Origin of the sequence: Vagococcus lutrae, from assembly GCF_023299185.1 — a bacterium.
Lineage (GTDB): Bacteria > Bacillota > Bacilli > Lactobacillales > Vagococcaceae > Vagococcus_A > Vagococcus_A lutrae.
Window position 1 is genome coordinate 796,441 of record NZ_CP097017.1, and the last position, 17,083, is coordinate 813,523.

Annotated in this window: 15 protein-coding genes, 1 riboswitch and 1 other annotated feature; of the genes, 7 read left to right on the top strand and 8 right to left on the bottom strand. The window is 38.4% G+C overall.

Features of this window, described 5'->3' with window-relative positions; translation table 11 throughout:
* Positions 1-38 precede the first annotated feature (38 nt).
* Together M2919_RS03755 and M2919_RS03760 are read right to left on the bottom strand one after the other, a co-directional pair.
* The gene (locus M2919_RS03755) at positions 39-1,088 is read right to left on the bottom strand and encodes a D-alanine--D-alanine ligase (protein ID WP_248849333.1); all 1,050 of its coding nucleotides are present in this window, start codon (positions 1,086-1,088) and stop codon (positions 39-41) included.
* 78 nt (positions 1,089-1,166) lie between these two features.
* Entirely contained in the window at positions 1,167-1,946 is a 780-nt protein-coding gene (locus M2919_RS03760; RefSeq protein ID WP_126762508.1) for a hypothetical protein, read from the bottom strand.
* Between the two features lie 212 nt (positions 1,947-2,158).
* Between M2919_RS03760 and M2919_RS03765 the strand changes: the two genes are divergently transcribed.
* Complete coding sequence (locus tag M2919_RS03765) at positions 2,159-2,866, top strand: class A sortase (protein ID WP_126762510.1); 708 nt, start codon at positions 2,159-2,161, stop codon at positions 2,864-2,866.
* A 36-nt stretch (positions 2,867-2,902) separates the two neighbouring features.
* On the opposite strand, the gene M2919_RS03770 is transcribed toward M2919_RS03765, so the two are convergent.
* From M2919_RS03770 to M2919_RS10045, 4 genes are all read right to left on the bottom strand, one after another.
* Positions 2,903-3,367, bottom strand: a complete 465-nt coding sequence (locus M2919_RS03770) for a low molecular weight protein-tyrosine-phosphatase (RefSeq protein ID WP_248849335.1) — start codon at positions 3,365-3,367, stop codon at positions 2,903-2,905.
* Positions 3,364-3,810, bottom strand: a complete 447-nt coding sequence (locus tag M2919_RS03775) for a YaiI/YqxD family protein (protein WP_126762514.1) — start codon at positions 3,808-3,810, stop codon at positions 3,364-3,366. The genes M2919_RS03770 and M2919_RS03775 overlap by 4 nt, the downstream gene beginning before the upstream one ends.
* A gap of 54 nt (positions 3,811-3,864) precedes the next feature.
* Positions 3,865-6,276 carry a leucine--tRNA ligase gene (gene leuS, locus M2919_RS03780; protein ID WP_248849336.1) on the bottom strand — a complete coding sequence of 804 codons (2,412 nt, stop codon included), beginning with the start codon at positions 6,274-6,276 and terminating at the stop codon, positions 3,865-3,867.
* Positions 6,277-6,329: 53 nt separating this feature from the next.
* Positions 6,330-6,540: a binding site (T-box leader), on the bottom strand.
* Between the two features lie 32 nt (positions 6,541-6,572).
* Entirely contained in the window at positions 6,573-8,942 is a 2,370-nt protein-coding gene (locus M2919_RS10045) for a muramidase family protein (RefSeq protein ID WP_276520512.1), read from the bottom strand.
* A 276-nt stretch (positions 8,943-9,218) separates the two neighbouring features.
* On the opposite strand from M2919_RS10045, the gene M2919_RS03800 reads away from it, so the two are divergent.
* The 5 genes from M2919_RS03800 to mnmM all read left to right on the top strand — a co-directional run bounded on the left by M2919_RS03800 (position 9,219) and on the right by mnmM (position 13,235).
* Positions 9,219-9,869, top strand: coding sequence for a DUF1700 domain-containing protein (locus M2919_RS03800; protein WP_222317282.1), 651 nt, complete (start codon positions 9,219-9,221; stop codon positions 9,867-9,869).
* Complete coding sequence (locus M2919_RS03805) at positions 9,866-10,933, top strand: DUF4097 family beta strand repeat-containing protein (RefSeq protein ID WP_248849338.1); 1,068 nt, start codon at positions 9,866-9,868, stop codon at positions 10,931-10,933. Before M2919_RS03800 ends, M2919_RS03805 begins: the two co-directional genes overlap by 4 nt.
* A 91-nt stretch (positions 10,934-11,024) precedes the next feature.
* Complete coding sequence (locus M2919_RS03810; RefSeq protein WP_248849340.1) at positions 11,025-11,687, top strand: phosphatase PAP2 family protein; 663 nt, start codon at positions 11,025-11,027, stop codon at positions 11,685-11,687.
* A gap of 16 nt (positions 11,688-11,703) precedes the next feature.
* A complete protein-coding gene (gene mnmL, locus M2919_RS03815) occupies positions 11,704-12,660 on the top strand; it encodes a tRNA modification radical SAM protein MnmL/YtqA (protein ID WP_023606070.1) in 957 nt (318 codons plus the stop codon).
* Between the two features lie 11 nt (positions 12,661-12,671).
* Positions 12,672-13,235, top strand: coding sequence for a tRNA 5-(aminomethyl)-2-thiouridylate-methyltransferase MnmM (gene mnmM, locus M2919_RS03820; RefSeq protein ID WP_023606069.1), 564 nt, complete (start codon positions 12,672-12,674; stop codon positions 13,233-13,235).
* A gap of 62 nt (positions 13,236-13,297) precedes the next feature.
* On the opposite strand, the gene M2919_RS03825 is transcribed toward mnmM, so the two are convergent.
* The gene (locus M2919_RS03825) at positions 13,298-14,779 is read right to left on the bottom strand and encodes an MDR family MFS transporter (protein ID WP_023606068.1); all 1,482 of its coding nucleotides are present in this window, start codon (positions 14,777-14,779) and stop codon (positions 13,298-13,300) included.
* 89 nt (positions 14,780-14,868) lie between these two features.
* Complete coding sequence (gene metK, locus M2919_RS03830; protein ID WP_248849342.1) at positions 14,869-16,053, bottom strand: methionine adenosyltransferase; 1,185 nt, start codon at positions 16,051-16,053, stop codon at positions 14,869-14,871.
* A riboswitch (SMK box riboswitch) is annotated at positions 16,051-16,138 on the bottom strand. (Overlaps the previous gene by 3 nt.)
* A gap of 128 nt (positions 16,139-16,266) precedes the next feature.
* Between metK and M2919_RS03835 the strand changes: the two genes are divergently transcribed.
* Entirely contained in the window at positions 16,267-17,043 is a 777-nt protein-coding gene (locus M2919_RS03835) for a hypothetical protein (RefSeq protein WP_248849344.1), read from the top strand.
* Positions 17,044-17,083: the final 40 nt, after the last annotated feature.

Below are 17,083 nucleotides of genomic sequence, written 5' to 3' on the forward strand. Positions count from 1 at the left end.
AAACTGAGACAAATGTCATCATCTGTCTCAGTCTTGTTCTATTGATGCGTAATAGATAATCGTTGTTTAGCTTGATGACGCATTAATCCTAGTTGAATTAATTCTTCTATCAAGTCACCATACTTCAAGCCCATTTCTTGCCATAACAATGGATACATACTAAATGGCGTAAAACCTGGCATAGTATTTAATTCATTTAAGAACAAGTCGTGATTATTCGTTAAGAAAAAGTCACAACGGCTTAATCCACTACCATCTAAAGCTAAATACGCTTTTTCAGCATAAGCACGTGCTTGCTCGTGAATTTCTTCTGGGATATCAGCTGGAATTTGTAACGTCACATCATTGTTAATATATTTTGCATCATAATCATAAAAATCGACCGTTTTGACAATTTCTCCCGCTAAAGTCGTTCGGACTTCTTCGTTACCCAATACGGCAATTTCAATTTCACGTGCTTCAATCCCTTGCTCTACCACGACGCGATGATCATACTGAAGCGCTAAATCAATCGACTCCTTCAATTCTTCTTGATTTTCTGCTTTACTAATTCCGACACTTGAACCTAAGTTTGCAGGTTTTACAAACATTGGATAGACAAGCGACCCTTCACAATGGCGGAAAACTTCTTCTTGGTCTTTACGCCAATCATTTTTCGTTACAGCGACAAACGGTAACTGTGGGATTCCAATCTGTTGTAATACTAATTTTGTCATTATCTTATCCATTGCGCAAGCGCTCGCTAAAACTCCCGCTCCAACATAAGGCATATTTAATGTTTCTAACATTCCTTGAATTTTTCCATCTTCGCCATTCGGCCCATGTAACATTGGAAAAACAAGTGTGTCTTCTTCCACTAAATCACAAAACGATATAGTCTCAGCATTATCAACTGTTAAATGCAAGTCTTCTTCTAATTTAGGTGCTTCAGTTAGGAGTGGTCCTTTCAACAATTGCCCCTCTCGTGTGATATAAACTAATTGTACTTGGTAATAATTGTAATAGAATGCTTGTAGCATTGAATAAGCAGTTAAAATTGAAATTTCATGTTCTGCGCTTTGTCCACCATATAGTGCAATTATTTTCAAGGTTTATTTCCTCCTCTATTATCAAAATCTCTTATATTATAGCAAGTTTCGAGTAAAAAAAACAAGCTTATTTCCATTCTAAGCTTGTTTTAAACTCGAAAGTGACTCCCATTCTTCTTCTGTTAATATCCAGCAACCATCTCGGTCGTCATATTCAAGCATACCAATCTGATCATCTTTTTCAAAGCGTTGATAATCAACTAATTGAACTTGATCTTCCACGACATAAATCGGTATCTTATATTTTCCTTGATAAAATTCAGGTTGTGAAAAATCAAAAACAACGCCTTCTTGTAAAATTCGTTTCATATCTTTTAATAAATCTGTCGGCATACGATTGATTGTTTTAGGCTTTTTAAAGAATAGACGTCTTTCTTGTCGTTTTTCAGTAACTTGTTTAATGAGTTTTTGTTCTAAAATATAGTAAAAATCATCCAAATGACGATAGTATATTTTACTAACATGATTTGGTTTTTCAAAATAAACATAGTTATTTTGCAACTTGTAGAAAAAGGGTGAATGTAGTTGAGTACCCATGTGTCCAAAATATAGCAACTCGGCAATTTCCATGGGAGTAAGCTGTGTCACTAAGCTAATATCTTTATAATCAATCCACTTTACTAAACGATGAGATTGTTCTTTTTGTAACATAAAATAACGCTTAATATCTTTTTCACCGCGAATGATTTTTAATCCTGTATGACGTTCATACTCGCCTTCAACCGCTTGAGGGTCTAACAGTAAAATATTCTCAGGATACAACGACATATTTTTTTCAAAATCATCCATTGTAATACCTTTGGATGTGACGGCATTACTAATTGTGTCTAAATGAACATAAATTCTTTGGGAACCCACTTTTTTCACCTCGCTTCACTTTACCTTATATATACCATTCTACATCATTTTTTTCAAAAAGGACCAATTTTTTGTTTAAGTTTTTATTACATTCCTTTATAAAACGCTTCCAAAAGACATCAATTTGTAACAATTCTAAAAAAGCGACTTGATTAGTCTTTTTTGATACACTATGCTAGAATACAATCGATAAAAACTTTTAGGAGAGTCATATGAAAAAGAAAAAATCTATAAAAAATAGTTTAATCAATCTGTTTTTATTTCTGATGTTATTAGTTGGTTTGGCACTTGTTTTTAATGAACCGATTAAAACATTCCTTTTAAAACAACGTAGTAATCAATATCGCGTTTCAGATATTACCAAAGACCAAATAGCAGAAAATAAAAAAAAGGAAACGACCTTTGATTTTGATGCCGTAGAAGCTGCAGATTTAGAAAGTGTTTTACGCGGTACTTTTTCTGACGAAGATTTATACGTACTTGGCGGCATCGCCATTCCTAGTGTTTCTATTAATCTTCCGATATACAAAGGCCTTTCCGATGCGGCGATAACATTTGGGGCTGGTACGATGACACCCGAACAGGAAATGGGAGAAGGAAACTATTCATTGGCCAGTCATCATATGATTAATCCTGAAATCTTATTCGGCCCTCTCGTCAATATCCAATTAGGCGCTCCCATGTATTTAACCGACTTAGAGTATATCTACGAATACACTGTCACGTATAAAGAGTATGTGGCGCCAACGCGTGTTGATTTATTAGACATCGTCCCTGACAAAACGTTGCTAACATTAATCACCTGCGATTATACTGGAGCTAATCGCCTTGCCGTGCAAGGGGAACTTGCCAAAAAGACACCTATCAAAGAAGCTTCACCTGAAATCGCCGATGCCTTTGGCTTGTCAATCAATCGTTAAAAAGAAGCGTTCCGTCAATGGAATGCTTCTTTTATTTTACTCATTTTCCCATTCATCTAACCAGCGATTCGTTGCCTTATCTAAAAGTTGATACGTTTCATCAAAATCTCCCGTGTAATAAGGATCGGGTACTTCTGAAACTGACTGATTATCTAATACTGACAAATATAAATGAATTTTATCATGTGTCTGTAAAGGCGCCATTCGCTTCAAATCTTTAATATTTTGCTTATCCATTCCCAAGATTACATCGTATGTTTCAAAGTCGTCCGACTTGATTTGTTCAGAGAAAATCCCGCTATCATCAATCTGATACTCCGCAAGTTTTTTACGCGTTCCTGCGTGTGGCGCCTGACCGACGTTCCAATTAGACGTCGCACGTGAAGAAACTTCAATTTCATCACTCAGACCACGCTCTTCAATCCGATGCCGTAACATTGCTTCAGCCATAGGTGACCGACAAATATTACCTAAACAAACAATTAATACTTTTTTTGTCATGTTATCCCTCTTTTTAAATAATTTTCAAACTGTTCACAAAAATGCTCGCGATCTTGCCTTGTAAATTTCTTTGGGCCTTTCGTTCGTTGTCCTGCTTGACGTTGTTGTTGATGGTGATAACGCTGCATAAGTAAAAAGTCGATTGTTTCCTTATGGTACTGCTTGCCAGAATGATGAAAAACAGCGACATCATGCGCAAGTGCTAAGGAAGCTAAACCATAATCTTGCGTAATCAAACAATCGCCAGCCTTGGCTAAAGACATGACTTTATAGTCTGCTGCGTCATTGCCACGCTCAACGTACGACACTTTAACATGAGCAGGATAAACCTCTGTCGTATAATGGTCGAAAGAAGCTACGATTAACACTTGCTGATTATACTTACTCGCAAGTTTTATCACTTCTTTTTTAACCGGACACGCGTCACCATCAATAATAATCATATGCTCTCCTTTTAAAAAAGAAAGCGTAAGATTTAACTTACGCTTTCGATTGCTTTAATTTGCTACGATATTAACGAGTTTATTTGGTACTGCGATAATTTTACGAATCGTTTTCCCTTCAATTTGGGCTTGAATTGTTTCATTAGCTAAAGCCAATTCTTCCAATTCTTTTTGAGACGTATCTCGCGCAACCATCATACGTTCGCGTACTTTCCCATTAATCTGAATGACGATTTCAAGCGTATCTTCTACCAAATGATGCTCATCATATTCTGGCCAAGGAACATAGGTTATACTTCCTTCATTCCCTAAACGTGACCATAGCTCTTCTCCAATATGCGGTGCAACAGGAGCTAACAATTGAACAAACCCGTTCATGTATTCGATTGGTAACGCTTCTTGCTTATTCGCTTCATTGACAAATACCATCAATTGCGAAATAGCCGTGTTGAAATGCATCACTTCATAATCTTCTGTTACTTTTTTCACAGTTTGATGATAAACTTTCGTTAATTTACCGTCATTAAATGTGGTAATGCGGTCGCGTAGTTTTCCTTCTTCATCAATCATCAAGCGCCATACACGGTCTAAGAACTTACGACTACCTTCAAGGCCTTTTTCACTCCAAGCAATAGAAGCATCTAACGGCCCCATAAACATTTCATATAGGCGAAGTGTATCAGCACCGTATTTATTGACAACGTCATCCGGGTTCACGACATTCCCTTTAGATTTAGACATTTTTTCATTGTTGTTTCCTAAAATCATCCCTTGGTTAAACAGGCGTTGGAATGGTTCTTTCGTATGAACTACACCGATATCATACAAGAATTTATGCCAGAAACGAGCATATAATAAGTGAAGAACCGCATGCTCAGCTCCCCCGATATACATATCAATTGGTAGCCAGAATTTTAGTTTTTCTGGGTTAGCAATTTGTTCCGTATTATGTGGGTCGATAAAACGTAAATAGTACCAAGAACTTCCCGCCCATTGTGGCATAGTATTCGTTTCACGACGACCTTTCATCCCTGTTTCTGGATCCACTACATTCACCCAGTCTTCAATATTAGCTAATGGTGATTCGCCTGTTCCACTTGGATGAATATCCGTAGCAATCGGTAGCTCTAATGGTAGCTCTTCTTCTGGCACGGTGGTAGTAGTGCCGTCTTCCCAATGAATCACTGGAATCGGTTCACCCCAGTAACGCTGACGAGAGAATAACCAATCACGTAAACGATAATTCACTTCTTTATGACCGATGCCTTTTTCTTCTAACCAACCTAGCATTTTTTCAATCGCCGCTTCTTGTTCTAAACCATTTAAGAAGTCAGAGTTAATATGCGCGCCATCTCCCATGTAGGCTTCTTCTGAAACATCGGCATCTACAACTGGGATTATTGGTAAATCAAATGTTTTGGCAAATTCATAGTCACGTTGATCGTGAGCGGGTACTGCCATAATAGCCCCTGTTCCATACGTTGCAAGCACATAATCGGCAATCCAAATTGGCATTTTTTCGCCATTAGCAGGGTTAATCGCATAGGCTCCAGTAAAGACACCTGTTTTTTCTTTTGAAAGTTCAGTACGAAGTAAGTCTGATTTTTTCTCAGTTTCTTTGATATATGCCGCAACTGCGTCACGTTGTTCAGGCGTCGTAATTTTTTGTACGAGCTCTAATTCCGGTGCTAATACAGCGTAGGTTGAGCCAAACAAAGTATCTGGACGTGTCGTAAATACTGTAAATGTCTCATCTGTTCCTTCTATTTCAAAGCGAACCTTCGCCCCTTCTGAACGACCAATCCAGTGACGTTGCATTTCTTTAATATTCTCTGGCCAATCTACTAAGTCTAAATCATCAATTAAACGATCAGCATAGGCTGTGATTTTTAACATCCATTGTTTCATCGGCACGCGATAAACAGGGTGACTGCCACGCTCGGATAGACCGTCAATCACTTCTTCATTCGCTAATACAGTACCTAGCGCTGGACACCAGTTAACTGCGACTTCCGCTTCATAAGCTAAGCCTTTTTCAAAAAGCTTGGTAAAAATCCATTGCGTCCATTTGTAATATTCTGGATCAGTAGTATTAATTTCACGATCCCAGTCATAACTAAATCCTAATGAGTTAATTTGACGACGGAACGTTTCAATATTTTTCGCCGTAAATTCTGCGGGGTCATTTCCTGTATCTAGCGCGTATTGTTCCGCAGGCAAGCCAAAAGCATCCCACCCCATAGGATGTAAAACATTATAGCCTTGACTTCTTTTCATACGAGATAAAATATCCGTAGCAGTATAACCTTCAGGATGTCCTACGTGTAATCCTTCTCCTGATGGGTAAGGAAACATATCCAACGCATAAAAGGTTGGTTTATCTGGATCCTCTGTTGTCTTAAATTGATGCGTGTCTCGCCAAAAATCTTGCCATTTTTTTTCCATCTCCAAATGTTGATAACTCATGTAACTCCTCCTTTATGATAATAAAAAAAGCCCTATAAGAGTAAAAATTACTCTTATAGGACGTTCGTTTCGACGTGGTACCACCTAATTTTTCATCTATCACACTACAATAGATGACTCTCAGCATATAACGTTGCTAAACGAATCAGCCTTATCAACTGACTATCTCCAAGGTAAGTTCAAAGATTTCTTACTATGCATTTTCACCGACCATGCACTCTCTGAAAAAAGGCCTCTTTTACTACTCCTCTTCATCGTAAATGTATTATATCAGAGCTTTTAACTTGTTGCAAACTTTACTTAATAACTAACACTTGATTGATTGAAATCGCATCTGATGATAATTGATTCATTTCTTTTAATTGAGCGACTGAGACATTAAAGTGCTGAGCAATTTTCCACAAGGTATCCCCTGCTTTGACTTGATATGTCTGTTTACCTTGTTCGGGCGCTTTCGCCTGAACTTTAAGTGTCTGACCGACGACTATTGTATCATTTGGCAATTGATTCCAGTTTTTTAAGTTTGCCACAGACGTATCAAACTTTTTAGCAATCTTATAAAGGGTATCACCTGACTGCACACGATAAGTACTCGCTTGTGACGTGCTAGCATTAGCAGTCACCGTAGACGCAGGAGCAGACGGTTTTGCTGCGATTGATCCGCTTGAATTTACATTACCGTTTAGTTTCAACACCTGTCCTACACTGATTCTATCTGAAGCTAACTGATTAATGTTTTTTAATTCCGAGACGGATAAACCATTGTTTGTTGCAATACGATATAAAGTATCGCCTGCTTTGACTTGATATGTCGCCGCATTGGCTGGCTTCACCGGTGCTGGTTTTGGCTGAGCCACTACTGGTTTAGAAGTCGTGCCACTTAAGCTTAGCGTCTGACCGACCACAATCACATCGCTTGTTAAACCATTGGCCTGTTTCAATGCACCCACCGTCGTGCCATTTTGACGTGCAATGCTGTAAAGGGTATCGCCAGATTTAACACGATAAGTTGATGTTTTAGCTTCTGACGACTGACTAATGGATGGTTTTGTCGGCTGTTTTTCTTCCGTCTGACCACTTGTTTTTAACGTCTGACCAACGATAATCATATCTGAAGTTAACTGGTTAAGTGATTTCAGTTGAGCCACCGTCATGTTATGACGATTTGCAATGCTATAAAGAGTATCACCTGCTTGAACACGATAAGTACCTGATGAAGTGTCAGGACGTGACGGTGCCGTCGGTGTTGGCGATGGCTTTACGCTATTTGTCGGTTGTTTTAGTACTAATTGTTGACCGACAAAAATCACATCAGATTTTAAATAGTTCCAATCTTTTATATTTTGAACAGACACACCAAAACGTTGGCTAATACGATATAAAGTATCGCCACTGGCAACTTTATAGCTTTTCTCTGTTGCTTGTGGTGTTGATGGTTGCGTCACTTGAGGCGTACTTGGTTTTTCTGTTTCTGTTACAGTAGACGAAATGTTCAATACTTGACCGACAAGAATCACGTCGCTTGATAACTGGTTCCATTGTTTCAATTGCGCGACACTAACGCCGTGTCGTTGGGCAATACTATAGAGCGTATCCCCTGCTACTACCTTGTACTCACTGCCAGTTTGCGTTGGCTTTTCAGGCGCAACTTCCGGTTTATTTGGTACCGAAGGTGCAGCTGGTTTTTCCGCTATTTCAGGTTGTGTTTCTGGAGCACTAGGCTCATCCGCTAGTTTCTTAGTGACCACTAATTCCTGTCCAACACGAATTAAATCACTTGATAAGTTATTCCATAATTTCAACTCGCCGACTGAAACACCAAAACGCTGACTAATACGATACAAGGTGTCGCCTGCTACGACACGATACGTTTCCCCTACCACTGTGTTCTCATTATTTGGTGCAGAAGGAGAAGGCGTTACCGGAGCACTTGGGGCAGGAGAAGGCGCCATCCCTTGAGTGTTGCCACCCGGCGTGTCATAAGCTGTTAAACCATACGCTTCAATAATGCCATTTAATTTACCTGCATAGCCTGGATCGGTTGCATAACGTCCTGTCAACCAAGCTGTTGCGTCGCGGTAACTCGTTGTTCTACTTTTCCATGCGCCTCCATAGAAAGGAACACCTGGATAGAAAGAGGTCGTTTTTAATACCCAAGCATTGTCTTGTAAAGACTCTGCATAAGAAGGATATTTTCTAAAATGATCAGTAATCGTGACCCACTGATTATTAAAGTATTCACCTGTTTGCATAGCAACAGACTGCCCATAATAGTTCCCTTTTATACCAAATAAATTATGGTTAGGTGGCGCAGCTAGCGTACTATTGCCCCAACCACTTTCTAAAATAGCTTGGGCAATCATAACAGACGCATACAAGTCATTTTGAGCAGCGACTGTTTGCGCCGATGCCCCAATTTGATTTATAAAGTCTTGACGTGATTGAAAATGTCCAATGGAGGCACGTCCACTTTGGTTATTTGTTGTTATTTGCTGATTATTAGAGGCTATTTCATCGGCGTGAGCAACTGTTTGAGAGCCCACTGCTACTAATCCCGTTCCGACTAGCATCGTTGTCCCTAACCACTTCATGGAATCTTTTACAAGAAAAGGTGTTGTAAGACGTTTGGTTGAATGTTTCATCTGTTTAAGTGGCATGTTTGACATGTCAGAAGTCCTCCTTCAATTATTAACATTGTTTCATATTAAAATAAGTTCAAACGGGCAGTTTCGACACTGCCCTATGTACAATAATACCTACTTTTAATAAAAATTTAAACATTTTTTCTGTTATTTAATATTTTGTAATCTTTATACTACGTTTTTGTAACATTGTGACAATCTGTAATATGCCACCAATTTTTTTAGGCCTTAAGGCCGATGGTAAATACACTAATCTATGGTACATTAGAATAAACAACGAATGACTAAGAAGGTGATTCTATGAATGAACAGCATTTTCTAACTGAATTAAAAATTTACTTACGACCACTACAACCTCGACAAATCGAGGCTATTTTAATGCATTATCATCAAATTTTCCAAGAAAAAAAACAAGAAGGTGTAAGCGAACCCGAAATCAGTGCTTCCTTAGCAGCACCTAAAGATATTGCGAAAAAAATATTAAACGAGCTAGGTTACCACAACGTGAATATTTCAAAAAAGCGTCATCGTGAATCCGATTGGCAGGAACTAACTGACGATGATATTCGCTTGCGTAACCAATATGACTACGAGCAATACTTTACAGCTCCACCAAAAAGAGCCTCTTTTACTATTAAATTATTAAAATGGCTAGGATTGCTCGCGTTCAACTTATTTTTCTTCGTGTGGATTCTTGTGGGAATCTTCTTTATGATTGGCAGTTTTTGGTTACTTGTCAGCCTACTGTTGGCTTCTCCTTTTGTGACAATTATATTGCCTTTATGGGAGAGCTACTCGTTCGTCTGGTTACAGTTATTTGTTTCACTCGTACTATTTGGCATCGGTCTAATTGGAGCCGTCATCATGCGGTACATTACCTTTTACTTCTTTAAATTCGTGCGACACTATATTCGTGCGATAAAATCTATGTTAAAGGGGACAGGAATATGAAAAAGCTAGATAAATGGCTGCTTATCATTGGCACCTTTACCATTATATTAGGGGCCGTCGGCAGCATTTATACATTTCAATCATTGAAAAAAGAGCGTTTAAAACAGCAACTTCCTCTTTCTGATACGTTAGTGGACGCTACACTTGACCTGACTGATTTACCCTATGAGAATATCAGTATCTATCAAACAGAACAAACGGCTTTTGAGTTTCAAGAACAAGGGCTTCCTCGTAATATAAAAGTAAAGGCAACAACCAAAGATAATCAATCCATTGTTCAATTTGACTGGCAAAAAAGCAGACAGAATAAAACCTCTCATATTGTTTTTTCTGATTATGACAAATTAAACATCTATGTACCCGCTCATCTGGAGAGCTTACATATCTCCAGTGGACAAAGTAAGCTGAAGGACGTGTATATTGCTGATTTAACACTTAAAACGTTAACCTACCAACTTAATGCTGACTCCTTAAGCACACAAGCGATACATACTGATAATTTTGATGTGAACTATCATGGTAATGCCTTATCTCTTGAAAACAACCAGGTTATGGATGAAATGACCTTAAACGGTGTCGCCCAGCATCTGTTTGTTCAAGGAACACGTGCAAAAAATGTCACCTCACACATTGAAACCCAGCATAACACTTGGCGTGACATTCAAGCTGAAAAAACAACGATTGACCAGAAAAAAGGGGAAACCACCTTTTTTAATCCTACTCATAATGTTGCGTTAACAAGTAAGAGCGGACCTATCAATGTTTATTTAGAAGAACAGCCTGATTCACTAGATATCCATTCGTCATACGGCGACCTCACTTTAATTGTTCCGATTGCCAATGAAAAACAATTTGACGAACTCCTTCATCCTCAAGAAAATAAAAAGGTGAAACTGAACACTCTAAAAGGGAAGCAGTATCTATACTATGCCTACCCGGATAAAGAACAACAATTTATCCTTTCAAATAAAAAAAGTCTGACAAAGGAAGAGCGAGATGAATATCGTGTTTATAGCACCCCTTACGAAATCATTTGGGAAAATTTAAGAGGCGAAGATGATTAAGGTTCTTGTTACATCTATATCAATTCATGTTATACTGATGAAGGATTAGCACGTTTTGCTAATCCTTCATTTTTTTGAAAGAAGGGATTTCATGACACATTCGAAAAAGTTATATTGGCAATTTTCCGGGAGTGTCGGTTTAGTCATCTTTATGATTATCGGCTACTTGGTCAAATTTTATGAAGAGACTTTATTTAAAATAGATATACCTGTCCGAGACTTCTTTGTTAACCACCGATCTAAAGCCTTGACGGACATTTTCTTATGGTTAACAAAATTCGGCAATACCGTCACGATTACGTTGTTACTCGTGATTAGTCTCAGTCTACTTTACAAATATCGCTACCGTATAGAAAGCATTTGGCTTTTTATCAATACTGCCTTGATTGCAGGCCTTGGTAATTATTTAATTAAATTCTTATTCCATCGAACACGACCTGATGTGACTCATCTCGTTTTCGCACCGCACTTTAGCTTTCCAAGCGGTCATGCCATGGCAAGCAGTCTTTTTTATGGGACGTTAATATTACTAACTCCCTTACTCATAAAAAAAAGAAACTTACGCTTACTCGTTCAAGTCGGACTTGCTAGCCTTATCGTACTAATCGGTGTAAGTCGTATCTATCTAGGCGTCCATTACCTATCGGATATTATTGGCGGCTTCATGCTAGGTGGTGCTTGGTTATGCTTTACTTATCCTTACTTTATTTCTTATAAATTAAAAGCTACATTTCGTTCATCTCATCAAAACTGATTAAAGGAGTTTTTTTATGTCTCAACCATTTTTATATGCTAACGATCCAAACAAACGATTCCATACTTTGAACTATGCTTTTCGACAAGAATTTGGCGAAAAAGTTTTTAAAGTAACTTTAGACGGAGGTTTCGATTGTCCCAATCGTGACGGAACCGTCGCTCACGGTGGCTGTACTTTTTGTAGTGTGTCAGGTTCTGGTGATTTAATCATCGCACCAAAAGACCCACTCCCAATTCAATTTCAAAAAGAAGTTAGACGTATGCATGAAAAATGGCCGAACGTTACAAAATATATCGTCTATTTTCAAAATTTCACGAATACTCATGCTCCTGTTGACGTTATTCGTCATCGATTCGAACAAGTCTTAGGAGAAAAAAATGTCGTAGGTATCTCTATCGGGACGCGGCCTGATTGTTTACCAGATGACGTCGTCGACTATTTAGCTGAACTCAACCAACGTTTTTATTTATGGGTAGAACTCGGTTTGCAAACCACCTATGAAGAAACCAGTCGAGCGATTAACCGTGCTCACGACTACCAAACCTACTTGGAAGGCGTAGAAAAACTACGTAAACATCAAATTCGTGTTTGTACCCATTTGATTAACGGCCTTCCTGGCGAAGATTATGACATGATGCTCGAAAATGTTCGTCGTACAGTCGTCGACTCCGATATTCAAGGAATCAAAATTCACTTGCTTCATCTCATGAAAAACACTAAAATGGTGCGTGATTATTACGAAGGAAGATTGACCTTAATGGAAATGGAACCTTATGTTCAACTCGTTTGCGACCAATTAGAATTGATTCCACCAGAAATCGTAATACATCGTCTAACAGGTGACGCCCCACGTGAAACGTTAATTGGGCCACAATGGAGTTTAAAAAAATGGGAAGTACTAAATGCGATTGATAACGAGCTAAAACGCCGAGATAGTTATCAAGGACGATTGAACGCCCGACTAAATTAAAGGAGAGAACGATGTTAAAAACTGCTTTAAAGATGAGCCATACACTGGCTGAAGAAGTCATTTTACCCGGAGATGTTGTCGTGGATGCGACAGTTGGAAACGGTCATGATACGGTCTTCCTAGCACAGCTAGTGGGAGAAACAGGCAAAGTAATCGGCTTTGATATACAAGAACAAGCTATTAAGAACACGACTGAACGCTTGGAAAAAGAGAAACTAATCGACCGCGTAGAGTTAATTCATGCTAGTCATCACCTATTATCATCGTACTGTGAAACAGCTGATGATATCCGAGTTGCTCTTTTTAATCTAGGCTATTTACCACAAGGAAACAAAGAAATCGTTACGTTACCAGAACGCACGATTGAAGCAATCACGCAACTCATTCCTCGCTTAGTGAAAGGCGGTCGTATTTTACTCGTCGTCTATCACGGCCATACAGAAGGTGCACTTGAACGTGACGCTGTCCTTGACTATGTTAAAAAACTAGACCAAAAAATTGTGTCAGTTGCTAGCTATCAGTTTCTCAATCAAAAAAACAATCCCCCTCTTTTAATTGCGATTGAAAAAAAATAAAAGAAGCAGACAAAATGACCATTGGCAATGCCAACGTCATTTTACTGCTTCTTTTTTATGTCTTACAAAGTGTGATTTAAACTCTCACCTTTTTGAAACTGATTTAAGACTTGAGCTAAAATTAAAAGTAACACACCCACTACATAAATGCTATGCAACCCACTATACAAAATATCACGCAGCGTATCGATTAATTCAGCTGGTAAATTAACTAAGAAATGAGGATTTGCTACTTCATCAACCATTTCACGTGTTAATGATTGATGTTGCGGTAAACTTAATTGATGATTAATTTGATGATTTAGTACCACACCAAAAATAGACACCATAATGGTTTGACCTAACGTTCGAGATAGCGTATTAAAAGATGTTGCAACTCCCATATTTTCTTTCGGTACACTACTTTGCGCTTTAACCGTCGCACAGGTAATCGTAATACCTAAACCAATACCAGTCCAAGCTGTAATCAGGCAAAAAGCCCAAAAAGATAATTGCGCGGGAGCGATAGCCAGTGCCACAGCTCCTAGCATAATAATCGTTAACCCTACCGTCAACGCCCGTTTAGTCGTGGTTTTATCGAGTAAACGACCCGCAATAAATGACCCACCTATCCAAGTGACTGATAAAGGTGTTAAGGCTAAACCACCATAAGCGGCTTTCATTCCCAATAGTCCTTGCATCCACATAGGAATGTACACATCTAGCCCCATTAAAAAACCACTTACAAGGGCTGCAATAATATTAACGACCATAAAGGGCCAATTTTTTAATAATGTTAAAGATATAACCGGATCTTTCGCTTTACCCTCTACTCGTACAAACATAACTGTTGCAATAGCTGTTAAGCCAAAACACAACCACGTTTGAGTTGTCACTCTGCCAGCATCACTTATCGTTTGGAAACCGTACATAAGCGATAATAATAAAATCATAAGAGTTAAACTTCCAGCATAATCGACAGGTAGTTTCTCCGTGTCCTTCTTCGGTTCTACTAAAAATAATTGCAATAGAATCATCAAGATAATACCAATAGGAATATTGACGAAGAAAATCCAGTGCCAGCCAATACTATCTACAATAAACCCACCTGCTAGCGGGCCAACCACACTGGCAATTCCCCAAGCAGCACTATTATAACCTAACACTTTCGCACGTTTTTCTACCGTATAAATATCTCCAATAATCGTTAACGCCACGGGCATAATCGCACCTGCCCCAATCCCTTGGATCGCTCGGAATAAAATTAGCTGAATCATATTATCTGAAATCCCACACAGCGCAGAACCTAAAATAAACATGAATATCCCGAACTGAAAGACTGGCTTTCGACCGATACTGTCGGTTAACTTTCCATAAATAGGGGTCATCATCGCATTCGTCAATAAATAAATTGAAAAGACCCAACTCATAATCTCGCCACCCTTTAAAGTCGCTGAGATAGTTGGCATAGCTGTCGCTAAAATCGTCGCCTCAATCGCCGTCATAAAGGTCGCTATAAAAACCGTTAATGTTACAATTTTAACGTTTGTTTCTCTTTGTTTCATTTCAACACTCCTTTGTTTTTTTAACTCCTGTTAAATAAAGTTGACGTAAAAAAGGGATCCTAACCAAAAAATGATTAGGATCGCCTCTATTACTCTGCTAACGCTTGTTTTAAAACGGACGCTTTGTCTGTTTTTTCCCAAGTAAAGTCAGCATCTGTACGACCAAAATGTCCGTATGCAGCTGTTTTTTTATAAATTGGACGTCGTAAGTCTAACATCTCAATAATACCAGCCGGACGCAAGTCAAAATGTTGACGAATTGCTTCGACTAATCGTGATTCTGAAACTTTACCCGTTCCAAATGTTTCCACAGAAATCGAAACAGGCTGTGCCACGCCAATCGCATAAGCTAGCTGTACTTCACAATGCGTTGCTAATTCAGCTGCGACAATATTTTTAGCAATATAGCGTGCGGCATAACTGGCTGAACGGTCAACTTTCGTCGCATCTTTACCAGAAAATGCACCCCCACCGTGACGAGCGTAGCCGCCATAAGTATCCACAATAATTTTACGACCGGTTAGACCGGCATCTCCTTGTGGCCCACCGATTACGAACCGCCCTGTTGGATTTATATAATAATGCGTATTTTCATCTAATAAATCGTGCGGAATAACTTCTTTGATAACTTGTGCTTTAATATCTTCTTGAATCATTTCCAATGTTACTTCTTCATCGTGTTGCGTACTAATAACCACTGTATCAACACGAAGTGGTAAGCCTGCCTCATCATACTCTACCGTTACTTGCGCTTTAGCATCAGGTCTTAAATAAGGTAAGACATTTGCTTTACGCAGTTTTGCCAAACGTTTTACTAAACGATGACTAATCGCAATTGGTAGTGGCATCAACTCGGGTGTTTCATTACAAGCGTAACCAAACATCAATCCTTGATCTCCAGCACCAATATCCGCATTGTCTTTTTCAGAACGTGTTTCCAATGCATCGTCGACACCTTGTGCAATATCGGCTGACTGCTCATCAATCGCTGTCATTACCGCACAAGTATCCCCATCAAAGCCAAATTTTGCTCGTGTGTAGCCGATATCTTTAATCGTCTGACGGACAACTTTTTGTATGTCTACATAGGCATTGGTTGAAATTTCACCAAACACTAAAACTAGCCCAGTCGTAACAGACGTTTCGCACGCCACACGCGCCATCGGATCTTTCTCTAGCAAAGCATCTAAAATAGCATCGCTAATTTGGTCGGCAATCTTATCGGGATGCCCTTCAGAAACAGATTCTGACGTAAATAATTTTCGTTCTTTCATTTATATTCCCCCTAAATAATAGTCGGTTACAAGGAATCTTCAAAGATACACATCTTTAAATCCTATCGGGAATCTTGCAACGTTCCTAGTATATCAAAAAATAGAACGAAATGCACCTTTTCGTTTAAAATATTCGATACTTGCTTGACGAATCAAAGTCCATTCTATACGATAGACTTAGTGAATTTAATATAAATTGTGAGGTATCTCAAATTGAACTATACTTTCAAACTTAACGAAGCGAATCGCTTGAGTATTGGGCCGATGATGCTCATGGCTTTTACACAAGCTATCGCCAGTCTATTACCTGGATTATTTTTACAATCAGGAAAACAACTTTTTTCTCCCCCTTTTATTTTACTTATTTTTTATCTCGTCTTAAGTAATATTTCCTTAACTCTATTAAGAGAGGGACATCGTCGCCACAAACACATCTCAATTCCTATTTACGGACTAAAACTGGTAGTGAGTGCTATTTTCATTTTAAACTTCATCAATAAAACGACGTTGCAATTTGGATTACTTTTATTAATATATGAAGTCATTCAACTTATCGCCTATTTAAAATCTGAAGTTTATCAGGAAATGTTCTTTTTTCCGCTGATGATTGCTTTATTTCAAGGAGGAATTTTCAATTCCTTTTTAATCATTCACCCAAACTATGAGTTAAAGCTAACTGCTTTATTACCACTTTCATTTAGTGTTGCCCTTTGGTTAAGCGTTGAATTTTTAGCTCAAGGTTTTTATTTGTTAAATGGTAATAAAGGACGATTCGGCCTATACAGTGTAGGCGCGTCACTCATCGCTGTTATTATTAGCTTTGCTTTTTATATGACTGGGGCTTTTTCTTTACTCGTCTTTTTCATTGTATTGCTTTTTATTATTGGTCTATACGTCATCTTAACGTATTTTCAAGATAATGTTCAACAGCTTTTCAGTATGACGATTATGACGATTATTATTGAAATTGTCTTCTACATACAATTTTAAAAAATAAATCTCTTTGTTTTCTTCTTTTGAAAACAAGGAG

Coding starts and splice junctions, on each gene's coding strand:
- M2919_RS03765 (WP_126762510.1), top strand. CDS start 2,159: ATGAAAAAGAAAAAATCTATAAAAAATAGTTTAATCAATCTGTTTTTA.
- M2919_RS03770 (WP_248849335.1), bottom strand. CDS start 3,367: ATGACAAAAAAAGTATTAATTGTTTGTTTAGGTAATATTTGTCGGTCA.
- M2919_RS03775 (WP_126762514.1), bottom strand. CDS start 3,810: ATGATTATTATTGATGGTGACGCGTGTCCGGTTAAAAAAGAAGTGATA.
- leuS (WP_248849336.1), bottom strand. CDS start 6,276: ATGAGTTATCAACATTTGGAGATGGAAAAAAAATGGCAAGATTTTTGG.
- M2919_RS10045 (WP_276520512.1), bottom strand. CDS start 8,942: ATGTCAAACATGCCACTTAAACAGATGAAACATTCAACCAAACGTCTT.
- M2919_RS03800 (WP_222317282.1), top strand. CDS start 9,219: ATGAATGAACAGCATTTTCTAACTGAATTAAAAATTTACTTACGACCA.
- M2919_RS03805 (WP_248849338.1), top strand. CDS start 9,866: ATGAAAAAGCTAGATAAATGGCTGCTTATCATTGGCACCTTTACCATT.
- M2919_RS03810 (WP_248849340.1), top strand. CDS start 11,025: ATGACACATTCGAAAAAGTTATATTGGCAATTTTCCGGGAGTGTCGGT.
- mnmL (WP_023606070.1), top strand. CDS start 11,704: ATGTCTCAACCATTTTTATATGCTAACGATCCAAACAAACGATTCCAT.
- mnmM (WP_023606069.1), top strand. CDS start 12,672: ATGTTAAAAACTGCTTTAAAGATGAGCCATACACTGGCTGAAGAAGTC.
- M2919_RS03825 (WP_023606068.1), bottom strand. CDS start 14,779: ATGAAACAAAGAGAAACAAACGTTAAAATTGTAACATTAACGGTTTTT.
- metK (WP_248849342.1), bottom strand. CDS start 16,053: ATGAAAGAACGAAAATTATTTACGTCAGAATCTGTTTCTGAAGGGCAT.